The organism is Streptomyces sp. NPDC042346 (assembly GCF_055581845.1).
In genome coordinates this window covers 431,214-448,423 of the sequence record NZ_JBVJEH010000007.1, presented here as the reverse complement: position 1 = coordinate 448,423, position 17,210 = coordinate 431,214, and the positions used below count along the sequence as shown (strand labels likewise).

Annotated in this window: 7 protein-coding genes and 1 pseudogene; 4 read left to right on the top strand and 4 right to left on the bottom strand. The window is 71.3% G+C overall.

Features of this window, described 5'->3' with window-relative positions; genetic code table 11:
• Window positions 1–42: 42 nt before the first annotated feature.
• A complete protein-coding gene (locus tag ACZ6K0_RS27985; RefSeq protein ID WP_469232257.1) occupies window positions 43–1,899 on the bottom strand; it encodes a hypothetical protein in 1,857 nt (618 codons plus the stop codon).
• 422 nt (window positions 1,900–2,321) lie between these two features.
• Between ACZ6K0_RS27985 and ACZ6K0_RS27980 the strand changes: the two are divergent.
• Window positions 2,322–2,570, top strand: a pseudogene (locus ACZ6K0_RS27980) (MobF family relaxase); the annotation flags it as partial.
• A 690-nt stretch (window positions 2,571–3,260) separates the two neighbouring features.
• Window positions 3,261–4,028, top strand: a complete 768-nt coding sequence (locus ACZ6K0_RS27975; RefSeq protein ID WP_376396268.1) for a transposase — start codon at window positions 3,261–3,263, stop codon at window positions 4,026–4,028.
• A gap of 22 nt (window positions 4,029–4,050) precedes the next feature.
• On the opposite strand, the gene ACZ6K0_RS27970 is transcribed toward ACZ6K0_RS27975, so the two are convergent.
• Window positions 4,051–4,554 (bottom strand): hypothetical protein, encoded by a 504-nt coding sequence (locus tag ACZ6K0_RS27970; protein WP_376396271.1) that lies wholly within the window; start codon window positions 4,552–4,554, stop codon window positions 4,051–4,053.
• Between the two features lie 467 nt (window positions 4,555–5,021).
• Here ACZ6K0_RS27970 and ACZ6K0_RS27965 point away from each other — a divergent pair.
• Together ACZ6K0_RS27965 and ACZ6K0_RS27960 are read left to right on the top strand one after the other, a co-directional pair.
• Window positions 5,022–5,839, top strand: a protein-coding gene (locus ACZ6K0_RS27965; RefSeq protein WP_469232259.1) for an IS5 family transposase whose coding sequence is annotated in 2 segments (ribosomal slippage) — window positions 5,022–5,369 and window positions 5,372–5,839 — 816 coding nt in all. Because the reading frame shifts where the segments join, the coding sequence is not laid out codon by codon here.
• Window positions 5,840–6,204: 365 nt separating this feature from the next.
• Entirely contained in the window at window positions 6,205–6,537 is a 333-nt protein-coding gene (locus ACZ6K0_RS27960) for a hypothetical protein (RefSeq protein WP_376396277.1), read from the top strand.
• A gap of 196 nt (window positions 6,538–6,733) precedes the next feature.
• On the opposite strand, the gene ACZ6K0_RS27955 is transcribed toward ACZ6K0_RS27960, so the two are convergent.
• Window positions 6,734–6,952 carry an MbtH family protein gene (locus ACZ6K0_RS27955; RefSeq protein WP_365781151.1) on the bottom strand — a complete coding sequence of 73 codons (219 nt, stop codon included), beginning with the start codon at window positions 6,950–6,952 and terminating at the stop codon, window positions 6,734–6,736.
• Between the two features lie 90 nt (window positions 6,953–7,042).
• Complete coding sequence (locus tag ACZ6K0_RS27950) at window positions 7,043–17,143, bottom strand: amino acid adenylation domain-containing protein (RefSeq protein WP_469232262.1); 10,101 nt, start codon at window positions 17,141–17,143, stop codon at window positions 7,043–7,045.
• Window positions 17,144–17,210 lie beyond the last annotated feature (67 nt).

The window sequence follows — 17,210 nt, the reverse complement described above, 5'->3', positions numbered from 1 at the left end:
ACCCGTGCCCGGCATCGGGCCCGAACCGGGCATGAGGGGGCGTCAGCCATCAAGCAGCGCCACATGGACAAGATACGGGAGGAGGCGGACGGCCTCCGGATCGTGGTCGAGCAACACCGCGACGGGAGTGCGCCCTTGGGCCCGGAGCACCTCGACGAGCCCCGCTCGCGCGGACACCCCGTCCTCCACCGGGAGCGGCCGGGCGGCCGCCTCCCGGTCCGGTGTGACGGAGGGGACGGTCGGGACGGCGGGGCCGGTGGGAGGGGCGCCCTTCTCCCGGGCGATCAGGGCGCGTTCCGCGGCGGCCGCAAGGGCCTCGCTCCATGTGGCGGCGACGGCGACGACGGTGTCGTCCCCGAGCCGGATCGCGCAGGCCGGAACGGAGAGCAGCGCGGACAGGTCGTGGGCGACGGGTTCACCCGCCGCACGCAACGCGTGGAGGGCGGCGGGGCCCCCGTGACCCGGGAGCGCGAGCCGGGGGACGCGTACGCCCGGCTGGGCGAGTCGGTGGGTCACCAGCACCTCGCAGTGCCCGGTCAGCGCGGCCTCCACCGCGGCCGCCCAGGTGAGCCCGGCCGCCGCGCCCGCCGGCAGCCGGTAGGGCGTGCCCGGCGCCGGGGCCGGGTACGCCTCGGCCGCGGGGACCAGGCGCAGCCGGTCGGTGACGAGGTCCAGGCCCCAGACCTCACGACCGCTCCGGGCGTTCGGGGCGGCGGCGAGGGTCCCGTACGTGGCGAGCGCGTCGAGCAGGGCCGCGAGGCGGGCGCTCCGGGCGTCCCGCCCGTGACCCCACACGGTGACACCCGGCGCCTCGGCGGGCAGCGGCCCGAACGGGTCGGGCACCGCGACCGCGCACCCCCACAGGCCGGTCGGCCCCGGCGTAGCCTCCGGGACCGGACCGAGAAGCCCGGTCCGGGCGTCCGCCACGGCGTCGATCAGCTCCAACAGCCGTGCGGGCTCGACGGCCGCACCCCCGATCCGCCCGAGGAACGCGACCCGCGCCCCCGTCTCGGTACTGGCCCGGGTGGCCGATCGAGCGGGCCGGGGCAGGGGCACGACGGGGTGCCGGCTGCTGGACGACGTCCGCACGTCGGTACGCACGAGGTACGGCTCTTCGGGGTGCCCGAGGCCGCCTGCGACGCCTCCGACCCGTGCCGCTCCAGCGGCTCCGGCCTCTCCCGCTCCCGCGGCTCCGACGCTTCCCGCTCCTCCCGCTCTTGCGGCTCCGGCGCTCCCGGTCCCTTCCACGGCGCCCGCCACCCCTGCGCCGCCGCGGCCCAGCCAGGCGCTCAGGAGCCGGTCGGCGATCCATTCCGTCCGCCCGACGGCGAGCACCGCGCCGGCGGGGCCGTCCACCGCACCGCCCACCGGCGCGGCGCCGAAGCCGTCCGGCGCGGTGCCCACCGGCCCGTCCAGCCGGCCCTGCGGCGGAAAACCGCGCAGTCGCCGCCAGGCCGAGGCCGCGGCGGTGCGGTCCGCGGGACCGAGCGGACCGGTCCACAGTTCGTCTTCGTGCACCAGCACCTGCCCCAGCCAGGCCCCGACGTCGGCGCACCGGTCGGCCGTGGCCGCCAACTCGGCTGTCGAACGCGCGACGTGAAGCACGGTGTCGGCGGCCGTGAGCCTCTCCCTCTCCGCCCACTCCGCGAGGCCGCCGAGAGCCTCGGCACCGCCCTCGTCCGTCCGGCGGACCCGGACGTCAGGGCACCCGGCCCGCTCCGCGGCCGCCGTGAGCGCCCGGAGCGCGTGGCCCTCGCCGGCGAGCAGCAGCCGCCCGTCCGGAGCCCGTCCGGGCCCGGTCCCCCGGACGGGCGGGCAGACGTAGGCGTCGCCGTCCGCGCTGCCCTGTGGCGCGACCTCGTCACGAGGCCGGTCGTCGTCACTCCATCGCGGACGCATGCGTCGGCTCCTGTCCCCTGGCTCACTGACGGTCGGTCGAGGGGCTCCGCGCCCCCGGCCTTGATGAAAGAGGAAGGAGATAGGCAAACGATCAACGCGGGATATAGCGGGCCGGTTTCCACTCCCCTCCAGCGCGTCCAGCCGGTCGCCGTCGTAGCCCTTCGCCTCGCCGAAGCAGGAGCCGGTCATCCAGTCCTCCCTCGCCTTCCGCATCTCCTCGTCCGTACGGCCGACGAAGTTCCACCACGACACAGAAATCCGTCCCGCCGACACACACCAGGCCGCTGGTGATGGCCTCCCGCCCGGCGGGAAGGACCCCGGATCGCGCTTTTGTGCCGGTCAGCGCCAAGGTTCCAGGGCCGATGATCAGCATGTCCCCAGTTCGCCCGGGGAACGGGCGGCGCTACCTGTTCCGTGGCGTGATGGTCGGCGACGGCCACCGCCCCGCGGACACGCCGCTGCGCTCCGCCCAGGACGAAGCCCGTGTCCCGCCCGGAGTGTGGAAGAGCCGGGGCCTGGCCGCGCTCGGCCTGACGGACGGGGACGTGGTGACCGAGCGGCAGGCCGAACTCCTCCTGGAGGAGGGCCGGCACCCGGACGCCGACCGGATCGAGCACGGGCTCCTGGCGCAGGGCAAGAGCCCGGAGCAGGGCCGACGGGCGACCGTGCTGGACGGGCGAGGCCCTGGGGAGCCGGACAAGTCCTGAGCAGGCACACATGAGGACCCATCCTGATCCTGAGCGGAATAGTGCCGACCGCTGCCATGACGACCGTGCCCGGTCTGCCCCATGTACGCAGGTTCCACTCACTGTAGTCAGCACGAAGTCAGCACGGGAGGGATGAACACGGGTGCTGGCATGGGACTTCAGTCAGCACCGAACCAGCACGGGAGTCAGCACCGCACCACCAAAACGTGCCCGATCAGTGCAACCCGGACAGCCCCTCCCCAGGCCCCTCGAAGGCCTTCGGCAGGGTCGCAGCAGCAGGCCATGGAGGCTGGGCGCACACGGCACACCCGAACTATGGTGTCCCACCACATACGCCGCTGACCTGCGTTTTCCTACGGTGTGGCGACACGAACACGTCCCCGCCCTTGCCTGGAAGTGGTGCACATGGCCGCCGCAACTCCCTCCCCGACCCCGCCCGGTTCCCTGAAGCGCATCGTCGCCGCCAGTCTCATCGGCACGACCATCGAGTGGTACGACAACTCATCAGACTGAAGCTCCGACCTGCGCTTTCCTCGTCGCCATGCCCCCGAAGTCAGCACCAAACCAGCACGGGAAAGTGCTGTGCTGATCGAGGAGACGAAGGCGAGCTAAGGGTTGTCCCGTAAGTGATCTTGCTCTGCGATGATCTCAACCGTGTCAGGCGTGATCACGGCATCCGAGCCGTCATGGATAGCTCCGTTCACCGGTCTGAGTCCCCGCGTCTTCGGCAGGTTGGTGACCGCGCTGCGTCGCGAAGGGGCCGAATCTCAGGGTCGGGGCCGACCGTGGAAGCTGTCGTTGGAGGACCGGGTGCTGCTGGTCGCCGCGTATTGGCGGACGAACTTGACGATGCGGCAGTTGGCCCTGCTGTTCGGAGTGTCGAAGTCGGCGGTGGACCGGGTGGTCGACGACCTCGGCCCGAGGTTTGCGCTGCTCCCTCGTCGGCGGTTCGCCAAGGACGCGGTGCTGATCGTGGACGGCACCTTGGTACCCACCCGGGACCACACCGTGGCCGAGCGGTCAAAGAACTATCGCTATTCCACCAACCATCAGGTGGTCATCGACGCCGACACCCGCCTGGTCGTGGTGGTCGGTCGGCCGTTGCCTGGCAACCGCAACGACTGCAAGGCGTGGGCACTGTCCGGAGCCGAGGAAGCCGTCGGCCGCACCACCGCGATCGCCGACGGAGGCTACCGGGGCACCGGCCTGGTCATCCCGCACCGCCGCGAGCGCGGGCAGCACGAACTGCCAGCCTGGAAGGAAGAGCACAACGCTTCCCACCGCCAGGTCCGTGCCCGTGTCGAGCACGCCTTCGCCCGCATAAAGACCTGGAAGATCCTCCGCGACTGCCGTTTGAAGGGCGACGGCGTCCATTACGCGATGAGTGGCATCGCCCGCCTGCACAACCTCGCACTCAGCTGACAGGCGAGCAGCAGATGAGGACCTACCCTGCCCAGATTTCCGGCCCCTGCTTGACGATGACGAGTCCGTACGTCCGGTCGGAGGGCCAGAGATCCACCTGATACAGAAAGTGGTCACCAGGACCGCCACCAGTGCCGTCCGGTGGTGGTCCGGCCGGGACGTAAGAGACCCGAGCACGGAGCAATCCAGCGGGAACGGCCAGGCTCGGCCCGTCGGCAGGATCGGTCCCGGGACTGGACATGGTGAGCTGACCCGTGGGGGCGTCAAGGTCGGTCTCCACGATGTGTTCGGCCGCCGGGTCCGTCGTGGGCGCGGAAGCGTGAACAGTGATGAGCGACTCGACCATGTCGTCCCGAGCCGTGCCGACGGAGATCGAGTGCGGTTCCACACCGATGCGGTGGACGTAGACTGCTTCGTCCGTCCAGCCGGCGGGTGCCAGGTCCGGGTCCATCGCGTGCTCGGCGATCCACGCGTCATAGGGATCAAGGTCTTGGACGTAGAACTGCCCGTGATCGGCGTCGATCATGAATCTCAGCGAAGCATCAGCCACTAGCGCAGACTATCGAAGCCGATGTGAGCTGCTGAGACAGGTGTAACCCAACTGGTCAGCCCAGGGCAGACCAGACCGGGCGGCCACCGAACCCCGCCTCGATCGCTCAGTCGACCACGTGGTCCAGAGCGGCACCAGACCCGTTTGCGGGACAGCCCTTAGTCGACGCCGCCGTAGGCCCAACCATTGACCCATCAGATGGTCACTCACAGCCACCAAATCGCCCGATGTTGACCGCTAACCGCTGGCCACCGATCTCACCACACCCAACGCGCACTGCATGCCCACAACAGGCGGAACGCGTGGTGCCGCAAGCCGGCCGGCCGAGTGGCCAGGGACTCGCGATGTCAGGTGGACTCGAGCACCGACTCGAACTCCAGCGGCAGGTGCAACTCAGAGGACGTCTCACGTGGAGAGTTGATGGTGCGGCATGATGCTGTCTCGTGAGGGTTGATCTGTCGCGCCGGCTGGTTCCGGATGAACTGTGGGAGCTGACAGCTCCGTTGTTGCCGAAGTTCGCCACCCGTCCGCAGGGCGGGGGTACTGCTCCGGTGGACGAGCGGGCGGTGTTCGCGGCCGTGGTGTACGTACTGACGAGCGGGTGTGCCTGGCGGGATCTGCCGGAGTCCTTCGGTGTCTCCCCGGCCACCGCGCACCGCCGGTTCACTGTGTGGACCGAAGCGGGGTTGTGGCGGCGGCTGCACCGGGCGGTGCTGGACGGGCTGGGTGCCAGGGGCGAGTTGGACTGGACGTCCGCGATCGTCGATGCCGCGTCGGTGCGGGCGAAAAGGGGGGCTCGTTGACCGGTCCGAATCCGGTCGATCGGGGCAAGAAGGGCAGCAAACTGCATGCGCTGTCCGAGGCCCAGGGCCTGCCGCTGGCCGTCGCGGTGTCCGGTGCGAACGTGCACGACAGCCAGGCGTTCAAGCCGCTGATCATGGGCATACCCGCCGTCCGTTCCCAGCGCGGACCACGCCGCAGACGGCCGGTGAAAATCCGCGCGGACAAGGCGTATTACTCCGCCGAACACCTCCGCTGGCTCCGCGGCCGGAATCTCGTCCCACGGATCGCCCGGCCCGGCATCGAGTCCGGCGAGCGACTCGGCCGGCACCGCTGGAAGATCGAGCGGTCGATCTCCTGGCTCTTCGACTACCGCCGCCTCACCGTCCGGTACGAGCGAAAAGGCAGCCACTTCCTCGCCTTCCTCGCCCTCGCCGCAGCCCTCGCCTGCTACAAGAAACTCGCCAAACTCACCACGTGAGACATCCTCTTATTGATCCGGAAGAATTGGGGTTCTGAGTCGTTGCTCCCTGCGTGAGTGAACTGGTGGGGACGCGGCAGTTCTCGCCTTTGGCGCAGGAGGCCCTTGGAAACCTGTTACGACTCACGGGAGTTCCTGGCATCCCCGTGGCCCGGCAGTTCATGGCCACGCCGGTCCGACAGGGCTGCTGGGCCGTTGGCGGTGACCGGCTGATTACCTCGGAGGTCATTGATGCCCTTCCGTGGGCCGCCCTGATGTACGAGAGGAAGACGACAGTGGCTTCGACGCAGTACGACCGGGTTGCCTCATCCGCAAGGGCGACAGGATCCGACGGTTTCGCGAGGCTGGCGCTCAGGCTGGACGCCGTGGTCACCGGTCTCAACGGCATCGCCTACCTGGCGCTCGCCACGGTCCTCGAATCCTTCTTCGGCGTCCCGACGGCGGTCCAATACCCGGTCGGGGTGTTCCTGCTCCTCTACTCGCTCGGAGTGCTGGCCCTCGGGACGCGGAAGGAGATCAACCGCACGGGACTGGCGGCGGTCATCGTGGCGAACCTGTTGTGGGTCGTGCTCAGCCTGGTGGCGGTGGGCTCCGGCCTGCTGTCCCCGACCGGCGTCGGCGCGGTCTGGACCGTGCTGCAGAGCCTGGTGGTCGGTGGCTTCGCCGCCCTCCAGTACGTCGGACTCAAGCGGCTGTGACCTCGTCCGGGCCCGGCCCGGGAGGGCCGCGGCGAGCAGCACGGCGCTCGGCGCCGGGAACACCCGCGAAGCAGCGCCACGTCATCGAGACGTCAGGGGTGCCCGGCAGGCGTTCGAGCAGGCGGACCCGTGCGTGGACGGGTGGACGGTAGGAGGCCCGGCCGCCGGGCGGCCGGGCCTCCTACTGGTTCTCTGCTCAGACCGCTGTGGCGCTCATCGCTGCGACGAGGCTCTTGGGGCGCATGTCCGTCCAGTGCTCGTTGATGTGGCCGAGGCAGACGTCCCTGTCCGCAGGGCCGCGGACGACTGTCCAGCCTGCGGGCACCTCGGCGAATGCGGGCCACAGGGAGAACTGGCCTTCGTCGTTGACCAGTGCCAGGTAGGAGTAGTTCTCGTTCTCGAACGGGTTCGTCATGACGTCCTCAATTCCTTTGGTGTGTGGAGTGGGGTGGGGGGGTGTGGAGTGTGGGGTGGGGTTCGGCTCTTGGGTGGCGGAGCGGGCGTCTCACTCGTCCCAGGGCGCCTCGAACTCCTCCAGCTCCTCGGCGCTGAGTGAGATCAGCGGAGCGGTTGCCGGTACCGGCGTCGGCGTTCCCGCCGCCGGAATCTCGATCACGGTGGCGATGCGGGCGATGCCAGCCACCGTCTTCGCTTCGAAGACGTCGCGCGGGGCCAGCCCGAGGCCGACCTTGCGTGCCCGTGCCACCAGTTGGATCGAAGCGATGGAGTCCCCGCCCAGCGTGAAGAAGTCGTCGTCGATGCCGGCCCTCGCGATGCCGAGCACGTCGGCGAACAGGTCGCACAGCAGTTCCTCGTGCGGGGTGCGGGGCGCCCTGCTGTCCGGTGCACCGGCGAACTCCGGCTCCGGCAGGGCCCGGTGGTCGAGCTTTCCGGTCACGGTCACCGGCAGCGTGTCCAGGGCGACGAAGGCGGACGGCACCATGTAGGCGGGCAGGCTCGACTCGACCCGTCGGCGCAGTGCGTCGAGGTCCAGCCGGTCCGCCGGGCCCGCTGCCGGGACCACGTACGCGATCAGGCGCTTGGTACCGGGCTGGTCCTCGCGGGCGACCACTGCCGCCCCTGCGACCTCGGGGTGGGACCGCAGGGCCGACTCGACCTCGCCGAGCTCGATCCGGAAGCCGCGGATCTTGACCTGGTCGTCGGCGCGTCCGACGAACTCCAGTTCACCGTCCGCCGTCCAGCGCACGACGTCACCCGTGCGGTACATCCGGGCACCCGGTGCGCCGAACGGGCAGGCCACGAACCGCTCGGCGGTCAGAGCGGATTGGCCGACGTACCCCCGGGCCAGTCCGGCGCCCGCCACGTACAGCTCACCCGCGGTGCCGGGAGCAACCGGCCGCAGCATCGCGTCGAGGACGTACACCTCGGTGTTGACGAGCGGGCGGCCGATCGGCGGCGTTTTTTCCGCGAGCAGCGGCCGGGAGATCGTCGCGCAGATGGTCGACTCGGTCGGACCGTAGGCGTTGTGCATCTGCCGCCCCGGGGCCCATCGGTCCACCATTTCCTGCGGCAGTGCCTCACCGGCGACGACCAGGGAGGAGATCGACGGTACGGACTCCGCGTCGATCGCCGCCAGCACCGAGGGGACGACGACGGCGTGCGTGACGCCCTGGGCGCCGATCAGGTCGACCAGCTGGTCGCCTGGCAGACGTGACTCGCCGGGGGCGAGCACCAGCCGGGCCCCTGTGAGGAGCGACATGCACAGCTCGAACACGATGGCGTCGAAGCCGGGCGAGGAGAACTGGAGCACCACGCTCCGGGGGGTCAGCCCGGTGGCGGCCACCTGGGCCCGTACCAGGCTCGCGATGCCCTGATGGGTGACCTCGACGCCCTTCGGCACGCCGGTCGAGCCGGAGGTGTAGATCACGTACGCCGCGTTCTGCGGACGGGCGGCGGCCGGTCGTTCGGCCGGGCCGAGTCCGGCAGCCGACCGCCTGGCCACGGAGTCGCGGAAGGCCGCGTCGTCGGCGAGGATCCGGTGTCCGGCGAAGGGTTCCCCAGCCCAGACCGACCCTGCCGAGGTGATCAGGCAGAACGGTGCGGCGTCGGCCAGGACGTGCCGTACCCGCTCCGGCGGGTACGCCAGGTCCACCGGCGCGAACACACCGCCGGCCTTGAGCACCGCCAGTACCGCGGTCACCCAGTCCATGCCGCGGGGCAGGGCGACGACCACCCGGGTCTCGGGGCCGACCCCGGCGGCGAGCAGCTCGCGGGCCCACTGGTTGGCGCGGCCGTCGAGCTCGGCGTACGACCACCGGGTGCCCTCGCACACCACGGCCACCGCGCCACCGTCGCGTGCCACGTGCCCCTCGAACAGTTCCGCCATCGTCGCGGCCTCGACCGGGCTGTGGGTGTCGTTCCACTCCTTCACCACCAGCGACCGTTCCCGCTCGGACAGCGCGTCCAGCCGTCCGACGAGCCGCCCGGGGGCCTTCGCCGCCGTCACGAGGAAGCTCTTCAGCCGCTCCAGCAGCTGCCGCCCCTGCGCCGCGCCGTAGAGGTCGGGCCGGTAGTTCACCTCCAGCCGGAGCCGCGCGCCCGGGTAGACCGTCAGGCTCAACGGGTAGTGGATGACCGGGGTGTCCTCCTCGGTGAGGGGGCCGACCTCCAGGCCAGGGGCGCGCAGGGTGTCGGCGTCCCACGGGACGTTCTGGAACGCCGTGGAGGTGTCGAAGAGTTCGCCGAGTCCCAGGTGGCGCTGGATGTCGGTCAGTCCGAGGTGGTGGTACGGGGTGAGGTCGGCCTGCTGCCGCTGGATCTCGGACAGGAGCCCTTCCAGGGGCTGGGCGGGGTCGATGCGGACGCGCACCGGGACGGTGTTGATGAGCAGGCCGACGATGTCGTCCATGCCGGGGATCTCGGGCGGGCGGCCGGAGACGGTGGCGCCGAAGACCACGTCCTGCTGCCCGGTGAGGCCCGCCAGCAGGAGCGCCCAGACGCCCTGCACGACCGTGTTCATGGTCAGTCCGCGGCTACGGGCGACGGCGGTCAGCCGCCGGGTGGTCTCCTCGTCGAGGTGGTCGAGGGTACGCACGGGGAGCACGGTCAGCGACGTCTCGGCCCCGGGGGCGACGAGCGTGGGTTCCTCCAGCCCGTCGAGGGCCTGGCTCCACGCGCCGCGGGCCTTCTCACCGTCCTGGGCCGAGAGCCAGGCCAGGTAGTCCCGGAAGGAGACCGCCGCGGGCAGTGCGCCGTCGTCGCCCCGGGTCTCGTAGAGGTCGAAGACGTCGGCCAGCGCCCGGGTCATCGACCAGCCGTCCCAGATGAGGTGGTGGCTGGTGAGGACCAGCGCGTGCCGCTCGGCGCCGAGACGGACGAGCAGGACCCGCAGCAGTGGCGGTACGGCCGGGTCGAACCGGTCGAGCCGGTCCTCGCGCAGCAGTTGCTCGATATGCGTCCGCTGCTCGGCCTCCGGCAGGTCGCTGAGGTCGAGTTCCCGCCAGGGCACCGTCAGTGCTTCCGGTACGACCTGGACGGCGTCACCGGAGCGGCGCACCAGGAAACCGGCGCGCAGGCTCGCGTGGCGTCGTACCAGTCCCTGGAAGGCCGCCTGGAGCGCGGTGACGTCCAGCGCACCGGTCAGGACCATCGGCGCCTGCATCACATAAGGGTCGGCCTTCTGGTCGTCGTAGTGGGCGTGGAAGAGGAGGCCTTCCTGGAGGGGGGTGAGCGGCCAGATGTCGTGGAGCGGACCCGAGGGCGCGAACGCTGTCTCGATCTCGGCGCGTTCGTCGGTGCTCAGCGTCACCAGCGGCCCGTCCACGGGGGCGAATCCGGTGGTGGGCGCCGCCTTGTCGGAGATCTCCGCCAGGGCTGCGACGGTCCTCGCGGTGAACAGGTCACGAGGGGTGAGGTGGAGTCCGGTGTTGCGGGCGCGGGCGGCGAACTGGATGGAGGCGATGGAGTCGCCGCCGAGTTCGAAGAAGCTGTCGTCGATGCCGACGCCGCTCACGCCGAGGATTTCGGCGAACAGCTCGCACAGGATCGCTTCGCGCGGGGTGCGCGGGGCGCGGCTGTCGGCTGCTCCGGTGAACTCCGGCTCGGGCAGGGCCCGGCGGTCCAGCTTGCCGATGGGCGTCAGCGGCAGCGCGTCCAGGGCCATCACCGCGGCGGGCACCATGTAGTCGGGAAGGCGCGCGGCGACCGCCTCGCGCAGTGCGTCGGTGTCGAGGCCCTCGGGAGTGCCGGTCGCGGGCACCACGTAGGCGACCAGACGCTTCACCCCTGGCTGGCCCTCACGTGCGAGCACCACCACCTGGCCCACCGGTGCCTGGGCTCCCAGCACCGCTTCGATCTCCCCGAGTTCGATGCGGAAGCCGCGGATCTTGACCTGGTGGTCGGTGCGTCCGACGAACTCCAGCTCACCGTCCGCCGTCCACCGCACCACGTCCCCGGTGCGGTACATCCGGGTGCCGCTCTCACCGAACGGGCAGGCCACGAACCGTTCCGCCGTCAGGCCCGCTCTGCCGAAGTAGCCACGGGCCAGTCCCGCGCCGGCGATGTACAGCTCGCCCGGGACCCCCGGCGGCACCAGGCGCAGCGCCGCGTCGAGGACGTACAGCCGGGTGTTCTCCAGGGGGCGGCCGATGCGGGCCCGGGTACCGCCGATCACGCGGCCGTACGTCGAGTCCACGGCGCATTCGCTCGGTCCGTAGAGGTTGTAGGTGGCCACGCCGCTCGCGCCGAGCTCGCTCCACAGCGACTCGTCGACCGCCTCGCCGCCGAGCGAGATCAGCCGCGGCCGGTATCCGGGGGTGCGCAGCAGGCCGGCGGAGAGCAGTTGCCTGGCATGCAGCGGAGTGAGGTTGAGCGAGTCCACCCCGTGCCGTGCGCAGTAGTCGACCAGGCCCTGCGCGTCCCGGCGCAGTTCGTCCCCGATCAGGTGCAGTTCGTGGCCCGAGACCATCCGCAGCAGGTCGGCCCATGCCGCGTCGAAGCCCAGGGCGGCCACCAGCGCGACCTTGAGCCTGCGGGACCCGGTGCCGGATTCGGCGGGCAGGGAGGCGCTGATCTGGGCGTGGTGCAGGTTGACGAGGTTGCGGTGGGTGATGGCGACCCCCTTGGGGCGGCCCGTCGACCCCGAGGTGTGGATCACGTAGGCGAGGTGCGAGGGCAGCAGCGGCCGGACGCGTTCCGTGTCCCGCGGGTCGTGGGACGGGGAGCCGGTGCCCGGTGTGTCGACGAGCAGAAACGGTGAGCCGTTGTCCGCGGGAACCTTGTGGGCGGCGTCGGTCACGGTCAGCACCGCGGCCGGGCGCACCTCGGCGAGGAGCGAGGCGATGCGATCGGCCGGCCAGGACAGCTCGACCGGCAGGTGGACGCAGCCGGCCTTCATCGTTCCCAGCACCGCGACGACCGCGTCGACGGAACGGGGCACCATGACCGCCACCGGCTCGTCCGGTCCTGCGGCCAGGGCGATCAGCCGGTGGGCGAGTCGGTTGGCACGACGGTTGAGTTCGCGGTACGTCACCTGCTCGTCGCCGAACACCACGGCGACGTCGTCGGGGGTCGCGGCGGCCTGGGCCTCGAACAGCTCCGGCACGGTCAGTTCCGGCACGGGAACCTGCGTACCGCTGCCCGCTTCGAGCAGCGGGAGGCGCTCCTGCGGGGTGAGGGTGTCGACCCTTCCGACGAGGCGTGCGGGGTCGTTCGCGAAGACGGTGAGGAGTCCCTCGACCCGCTCCGCGACCCGCTCGGCCTCCGGGGCGGTGAACACGTCGGGCCGGTAGCTGACTTCGATGCGCAGCTCGTTCCCGGGGAAGACGTCGATGCTGAGCGGGAAGTGCGTGAACCCCTGGGTCTCGTCGTCGAACGGGCTGACCTCCAGGCCCGCGGTGCACAGCACGTCGTCGTCCCACGGGATGTTCTGGAACACGGTCGAGGTGTCGAAGAGTTCGCCGAGTCCCAGGTGGCGCTGGATGTCGGTCAGTCCGAGGTGGTGGTACGGGGTGAGGTCGGCCTGCTGCCGCTGGATCCCGGACAGGAGCCCTTCCAGGGGCTGGGCGGGATCGATGCGGACGCGAACGGGGACCGTGTTGATGAGCAGGCCGACGATGTCGTCCATGCCGGGGATCTCGGGCGGGCGGCCGGAGACGGTCGAGCCGAAGACCACGTCCTGCTGCCCGGTGAGCCCCGCCAGCAGGAGCGCCCAGACGCCCTGCACGACCGTGTTCATCGTCAGTCCGCGACTGCGGGCGACGGCGGTCAGCCGCCGGGTGGTCTCCTCGTCGAGGTGACCGAGGCAACGGGTGGGCAGGGCCGCCGCGGTGCTGTCGGCACCGGGGGCGGCCAGGGTGGGTTCCGCCAGGCCCTCCAGGGCCGAGGCCCACGCGGTGAGTGCTTCGTCCTGGTCCTGGACCGACAGCCAGGCCAGGTAGTCCCGGAACGGCACCACGTCGGGCAGCTCCGCGCACCCGTCCTGGGCCTCGTACAGGCCGAAGACGTCACCCATCGCACGCGACATCGACCAGCCGTCCCAGAGGATGTGATGCCCCGTCAGCACGAGGACGTGGCGCTCGGGTGCGAGCCGGACGAGCAGGGCGCGCAGCAACGGCGGGGCGGTCAGGTCGAACCGGACGTGGCGGTCCTTCCGGAGGAGGTCGCGCAGGCGTGCCTCGCGCTCCGGTTCCGGGACGACGGTCAGGTCGATCTCCCGCCAGGGGATCGTCGCCCCCGCGGGGATCACCTGCACGGGCCGGCCGGCCCGGCGCACCAGGAAACCGGCACGCAGATTCGCGTGGCGCTCCACCAGCCCCTGGAGCGCACCGCGCAGCGCACTCGGGTTCACCCTTCCCGACAGGACCAACGGCATCTGGGTGAGGTAGGCGTCCGGCGGCCCGGCGGAATCCCGGTCCGTCCCGACGCCGTGTCCTGCGCCCTGCCCGTCGTACAGGGCGTGGAAGAGAAGGCCTTCCTGGAGGGGGGTGAGCGGCCAGATGTCCTGGACCGGGCCCGCCGCCGCGAACGCGGCCTCGATCTCGGTGCGCTCCTCGTCCTCTAGGGCCACCAGGGGGCCCTGGACCGGTACGAAGGCGGGGGCGTGCGTCGTGAGGGTGGCAGCGGTCTCGGCGAGCGCGGCCACGGTCAGGCGGGCGAAGACGTCGCGTGGTGTGAGGTTCAGTCCGGCGCTGTGGGCGCGGGCGGCGAGCTGGATGGAGGTGATGGAGTCACCGCCCAGCTCGAAGAAGCTGTCGTCGATGCCGACCGTCGCCACGCCGAGGACCTCGCAGAACAGCTCGCACAGCAGCACCTCGCGCGGGGTGCGCGGGGTGCGGCTGTCGGCGGCTGCGGTGAACTCGGGTTCCGGCAGGGCCCGGCGGTCCAGCTTGCCCGTCGCGGCGACCGGGAAGCTCTCCAGCACGACGAAGACCGCGGGCACCATGTAGTCGGGGAGGCGCGCGGCGACCGCCTCGCGGAGGGCGTCGGTGTCCAGTGCGGCGGGAGTGCCGGTCGCGGGTACCACGTAGGCGACCAGACGCTTGGTGCCCCGTTCGTCCTCACGGGCCATCACCACCACCTGCCCGACCTCGGGCACAGTGCTGAGCACGGCCTCGACCTCACCCGGTTCGATGCGGAAGCCGCGGATCTTGACCTGGTGGTCTGTGCGTCCGACGAACTCCAGCTGGCCGTCCGCCGTCCAGCGGACCACGTCCCCGGTGCGGTACATCCGGGTGCCGCTCTCGCCGAACGGGCAGGCCACGAAGCGTTCCGCGGTCAGGTCCGGACGGTTCAGATAGCCCCTGGCCAGCCCCGCACCTGCGATGTACAGCTCGCCCGAGACGCCCGGGGCCACCGGCCGCAGGGCGGGGTCGAGGACGTAGGTCCGCATTCCGTCCAGCGGGCGCCCGATGGGCATCGACGCGGGCAGGCCGTCCGAGGGGGCCAGGGCGAAGGCGGTGGCGAAGGCGGTCGTCTCCGTCGGCCCGTACACGTCCACGACCACGAGGCCGGGGCAGGCCTCGCGCACCCGTCGCACCGCTTCCGCGCGCACGGCCTCGCCGCCGGTCCACAGTTCGCGCAGTCCGGCCAGGCAGCCGGGGTCGTCCTGGGCGAACGAGTGGAACAGCGCCGTCGTCAGGAACATCCCGGTGACGCGGTGCCGCTCGGTCAGTTCCCGTACGAGCAGGGCGGTCAGGGGTTCGGCGGGCGCGAGCACGACCCGGCCGCCGGAGAGCAGGGGCACCCACAGCTCGTAGGTGGAGCCGTCGAAGGTGAGTGCCGAGTGGGCCAGTACGACCTCGTGCCCCTCGGAGAACCGGCTGTCCCGTGCCAGCGCCACCACGTCGGCATGGGTCGCCTCGACGCCCTTGGGCACACCGGTCGACCCCGACGTGAACATCACGTACGCGGCACTGCTGGGGAACAGTCCGCCCGCGCGCTCCGCCTCGGTGAGGTCGGCCGGGGAGCGGCCGGCGACGGCGGTCCTGGTCGCCTCCTCGTCGAGGAGCACGTGGGTTCCCGCGAAGGGCTCCCGGGACCACGGGGAGTCACCCGAGGTGACCAGCAGTGCGGGGGCGGCGTCCGTGAGGACGGCCCGGGACCGCTCGTTCGGGGAGGCGGGGCCCACCGGTACGAACGAGCCGCCCGCTTTGAGCACCGCCAGCACGGCGGTCATCCAGTCCATGCCGCGGGGAACCGCCACGGCGACGCGCGCTTCGGGGCCCATGCCCGCGGCGATGAGTTCGCGGGCCAGCCGGTTCGCCCGGTCGTTCAGCTGCCGGTAGGACCACTGGTCGTCACCGTGGGCCAGGGCGATCGTGTCGGGGTCGCGGGCGACCTGTGCCTCGAACGCGGCGACGATCGTCGAGGTGGCGCCCTCGCGCACGGCTCCGGCGCCGCTCCACTCCTTCAGTACCAGCGACCGCTCCTGTCCGGAGAGCAGGTCGATCCGGCCGACGGGGAGGCCGGGGTCGGCGGCGAGGAAGGTGAGCAGCCTGCACAGCCGCTCCACCAGGGCTTCGGCGAACGCGGTGTCGAACAGGTCGCCGCGGTAACTGACCTCGAAGTTCAGGCCCTTGCCGGGGAACACCGCGAGGCTCAGCGGGTAGTGGGCGAATCCCGGCGAGTGGCTCTCCTCGGACGACAGCAGGTCCATGTCCTGGCCGCGGAGGAATCCGGCGTCCCAGGAGTCGTCGTGGGCCGTTTCCCTGGAGAAGTTCTCGAACGCGGTGGAGGTGTCGAAGAGTTCGCCGATTCCCTGGTGGCGCTGGATGCTCTGGAGGCCGAGGTAGTGGTACGCCGTGAGCGCCGACTGCTGCTCCTGGATGCGGGCCAGCAGCGCGTCCACCGGCTCCTGCGGGTCCAGACGGACCCGGACGGGGACGGTGTTGATGAGCAGGCCCACGATCTCCTCGACGCCAGGTACCTGCGGCGGGCGGCCCGAGACGGTGGAACCGAAGACCACGTCCTGCTGTCCGGTCAGACCGGACAGCAGGAGCGCCCAGGCGCCCTGCACCACCGTGTTCATGGTCAGCCCGCGGGTCCGTGCGACCGATTCCAGCCGGGCGAAGGCTGCCTCGTCCAGGCGGCCGACGGTCCTGGCGGGCAGCGAGGGCAGCGAACCGTCGACGCCGGGGGCGACCAGGGTGGGCTCTTCGAGTCCCTCCAGGGCCGCGGCCCACGCGGTGAGCGCCTCGTCCTGGTCCTGGACCGACAGCCAGGCCAGGTAGTCGCGGAACGGCACGACCTCCGGAAGTCCGGCGCTCCCCTCCCCCAGCCCGCGGCCGAAGACCTCGCCCAGCGCCCGCGACATCGACCAGCCGTCCCAAAGGATGTGATGGCTCGTCAGTACCAGGACGTGCCGCTCCGCCGACAGGCGGACCAGCGTCGCGCGCATCAACGGCGGTGCCACCGGGTCGAACCTGTCCAGCCGGTCCTGTGCCAGCAGTCGGCCGAGCCGTGCCGGGTGCTCCGCTTCGTCGACGCCGCTGAGGTCGACCTCGCACCACGGGAGCTCGACCCCGGCCGGCACCACCTGCACCGGCGTACCGGTACGACGTACCAGGAAGCCCGCGCGCAGGCTCGCATGCCGGTCCAGCAACTCCGCGAACGCCGCCCGCAGCCGCCCGGTGTCCACCTCTCCCGACAGCACCAGCGGTGCCTGGACCAGATAGGGGTCGGCCTTGTCCTGGTCGTACAGGGCGTGGAAGAGCAGGCCCTCCTGGAGCGGGGTGAGCGGCCACACCTCCTGCACCGGGCCCGACGAGGCGAACGCGGCCTCCACGTCCGCCTGCTCGTCGGCGTCGAGCGGCACCAGCGGCCCCTGGGCAGGTACGAAGTCCGACCCCGCCACGACCTCCGTGGCGGCCTCGGCCAGCGCCGCGACCGTCTCGCCCTCGAAGATGTCGCGGTACTCCAGGGCGAGGCCCGCCGCGCGGGCCCGGGTGACCAGTTCGATCGAGGCGATGGAGTCGCCGCCCAGTTCGAAGAAGCTGTCGTCGATGCCGACGTCCGTCGCCCCGAGGATCTCTTCGAACAGGGTGCTCAGCAGATCCTGGCGCTGCGTTCGGTGTGTTCGCGGCGTGCGGGAGTCCGCCGTGCTGATGGCCTCCGGCGCCTGCGCGGTCTGCACGGCGGGCTGGTTCATGTCTCTTCTTTTCCTTTGCTGATCGGCGAATGCGCGGGGCGGCGTGTGCCGGTGTGGCGGGCGAACG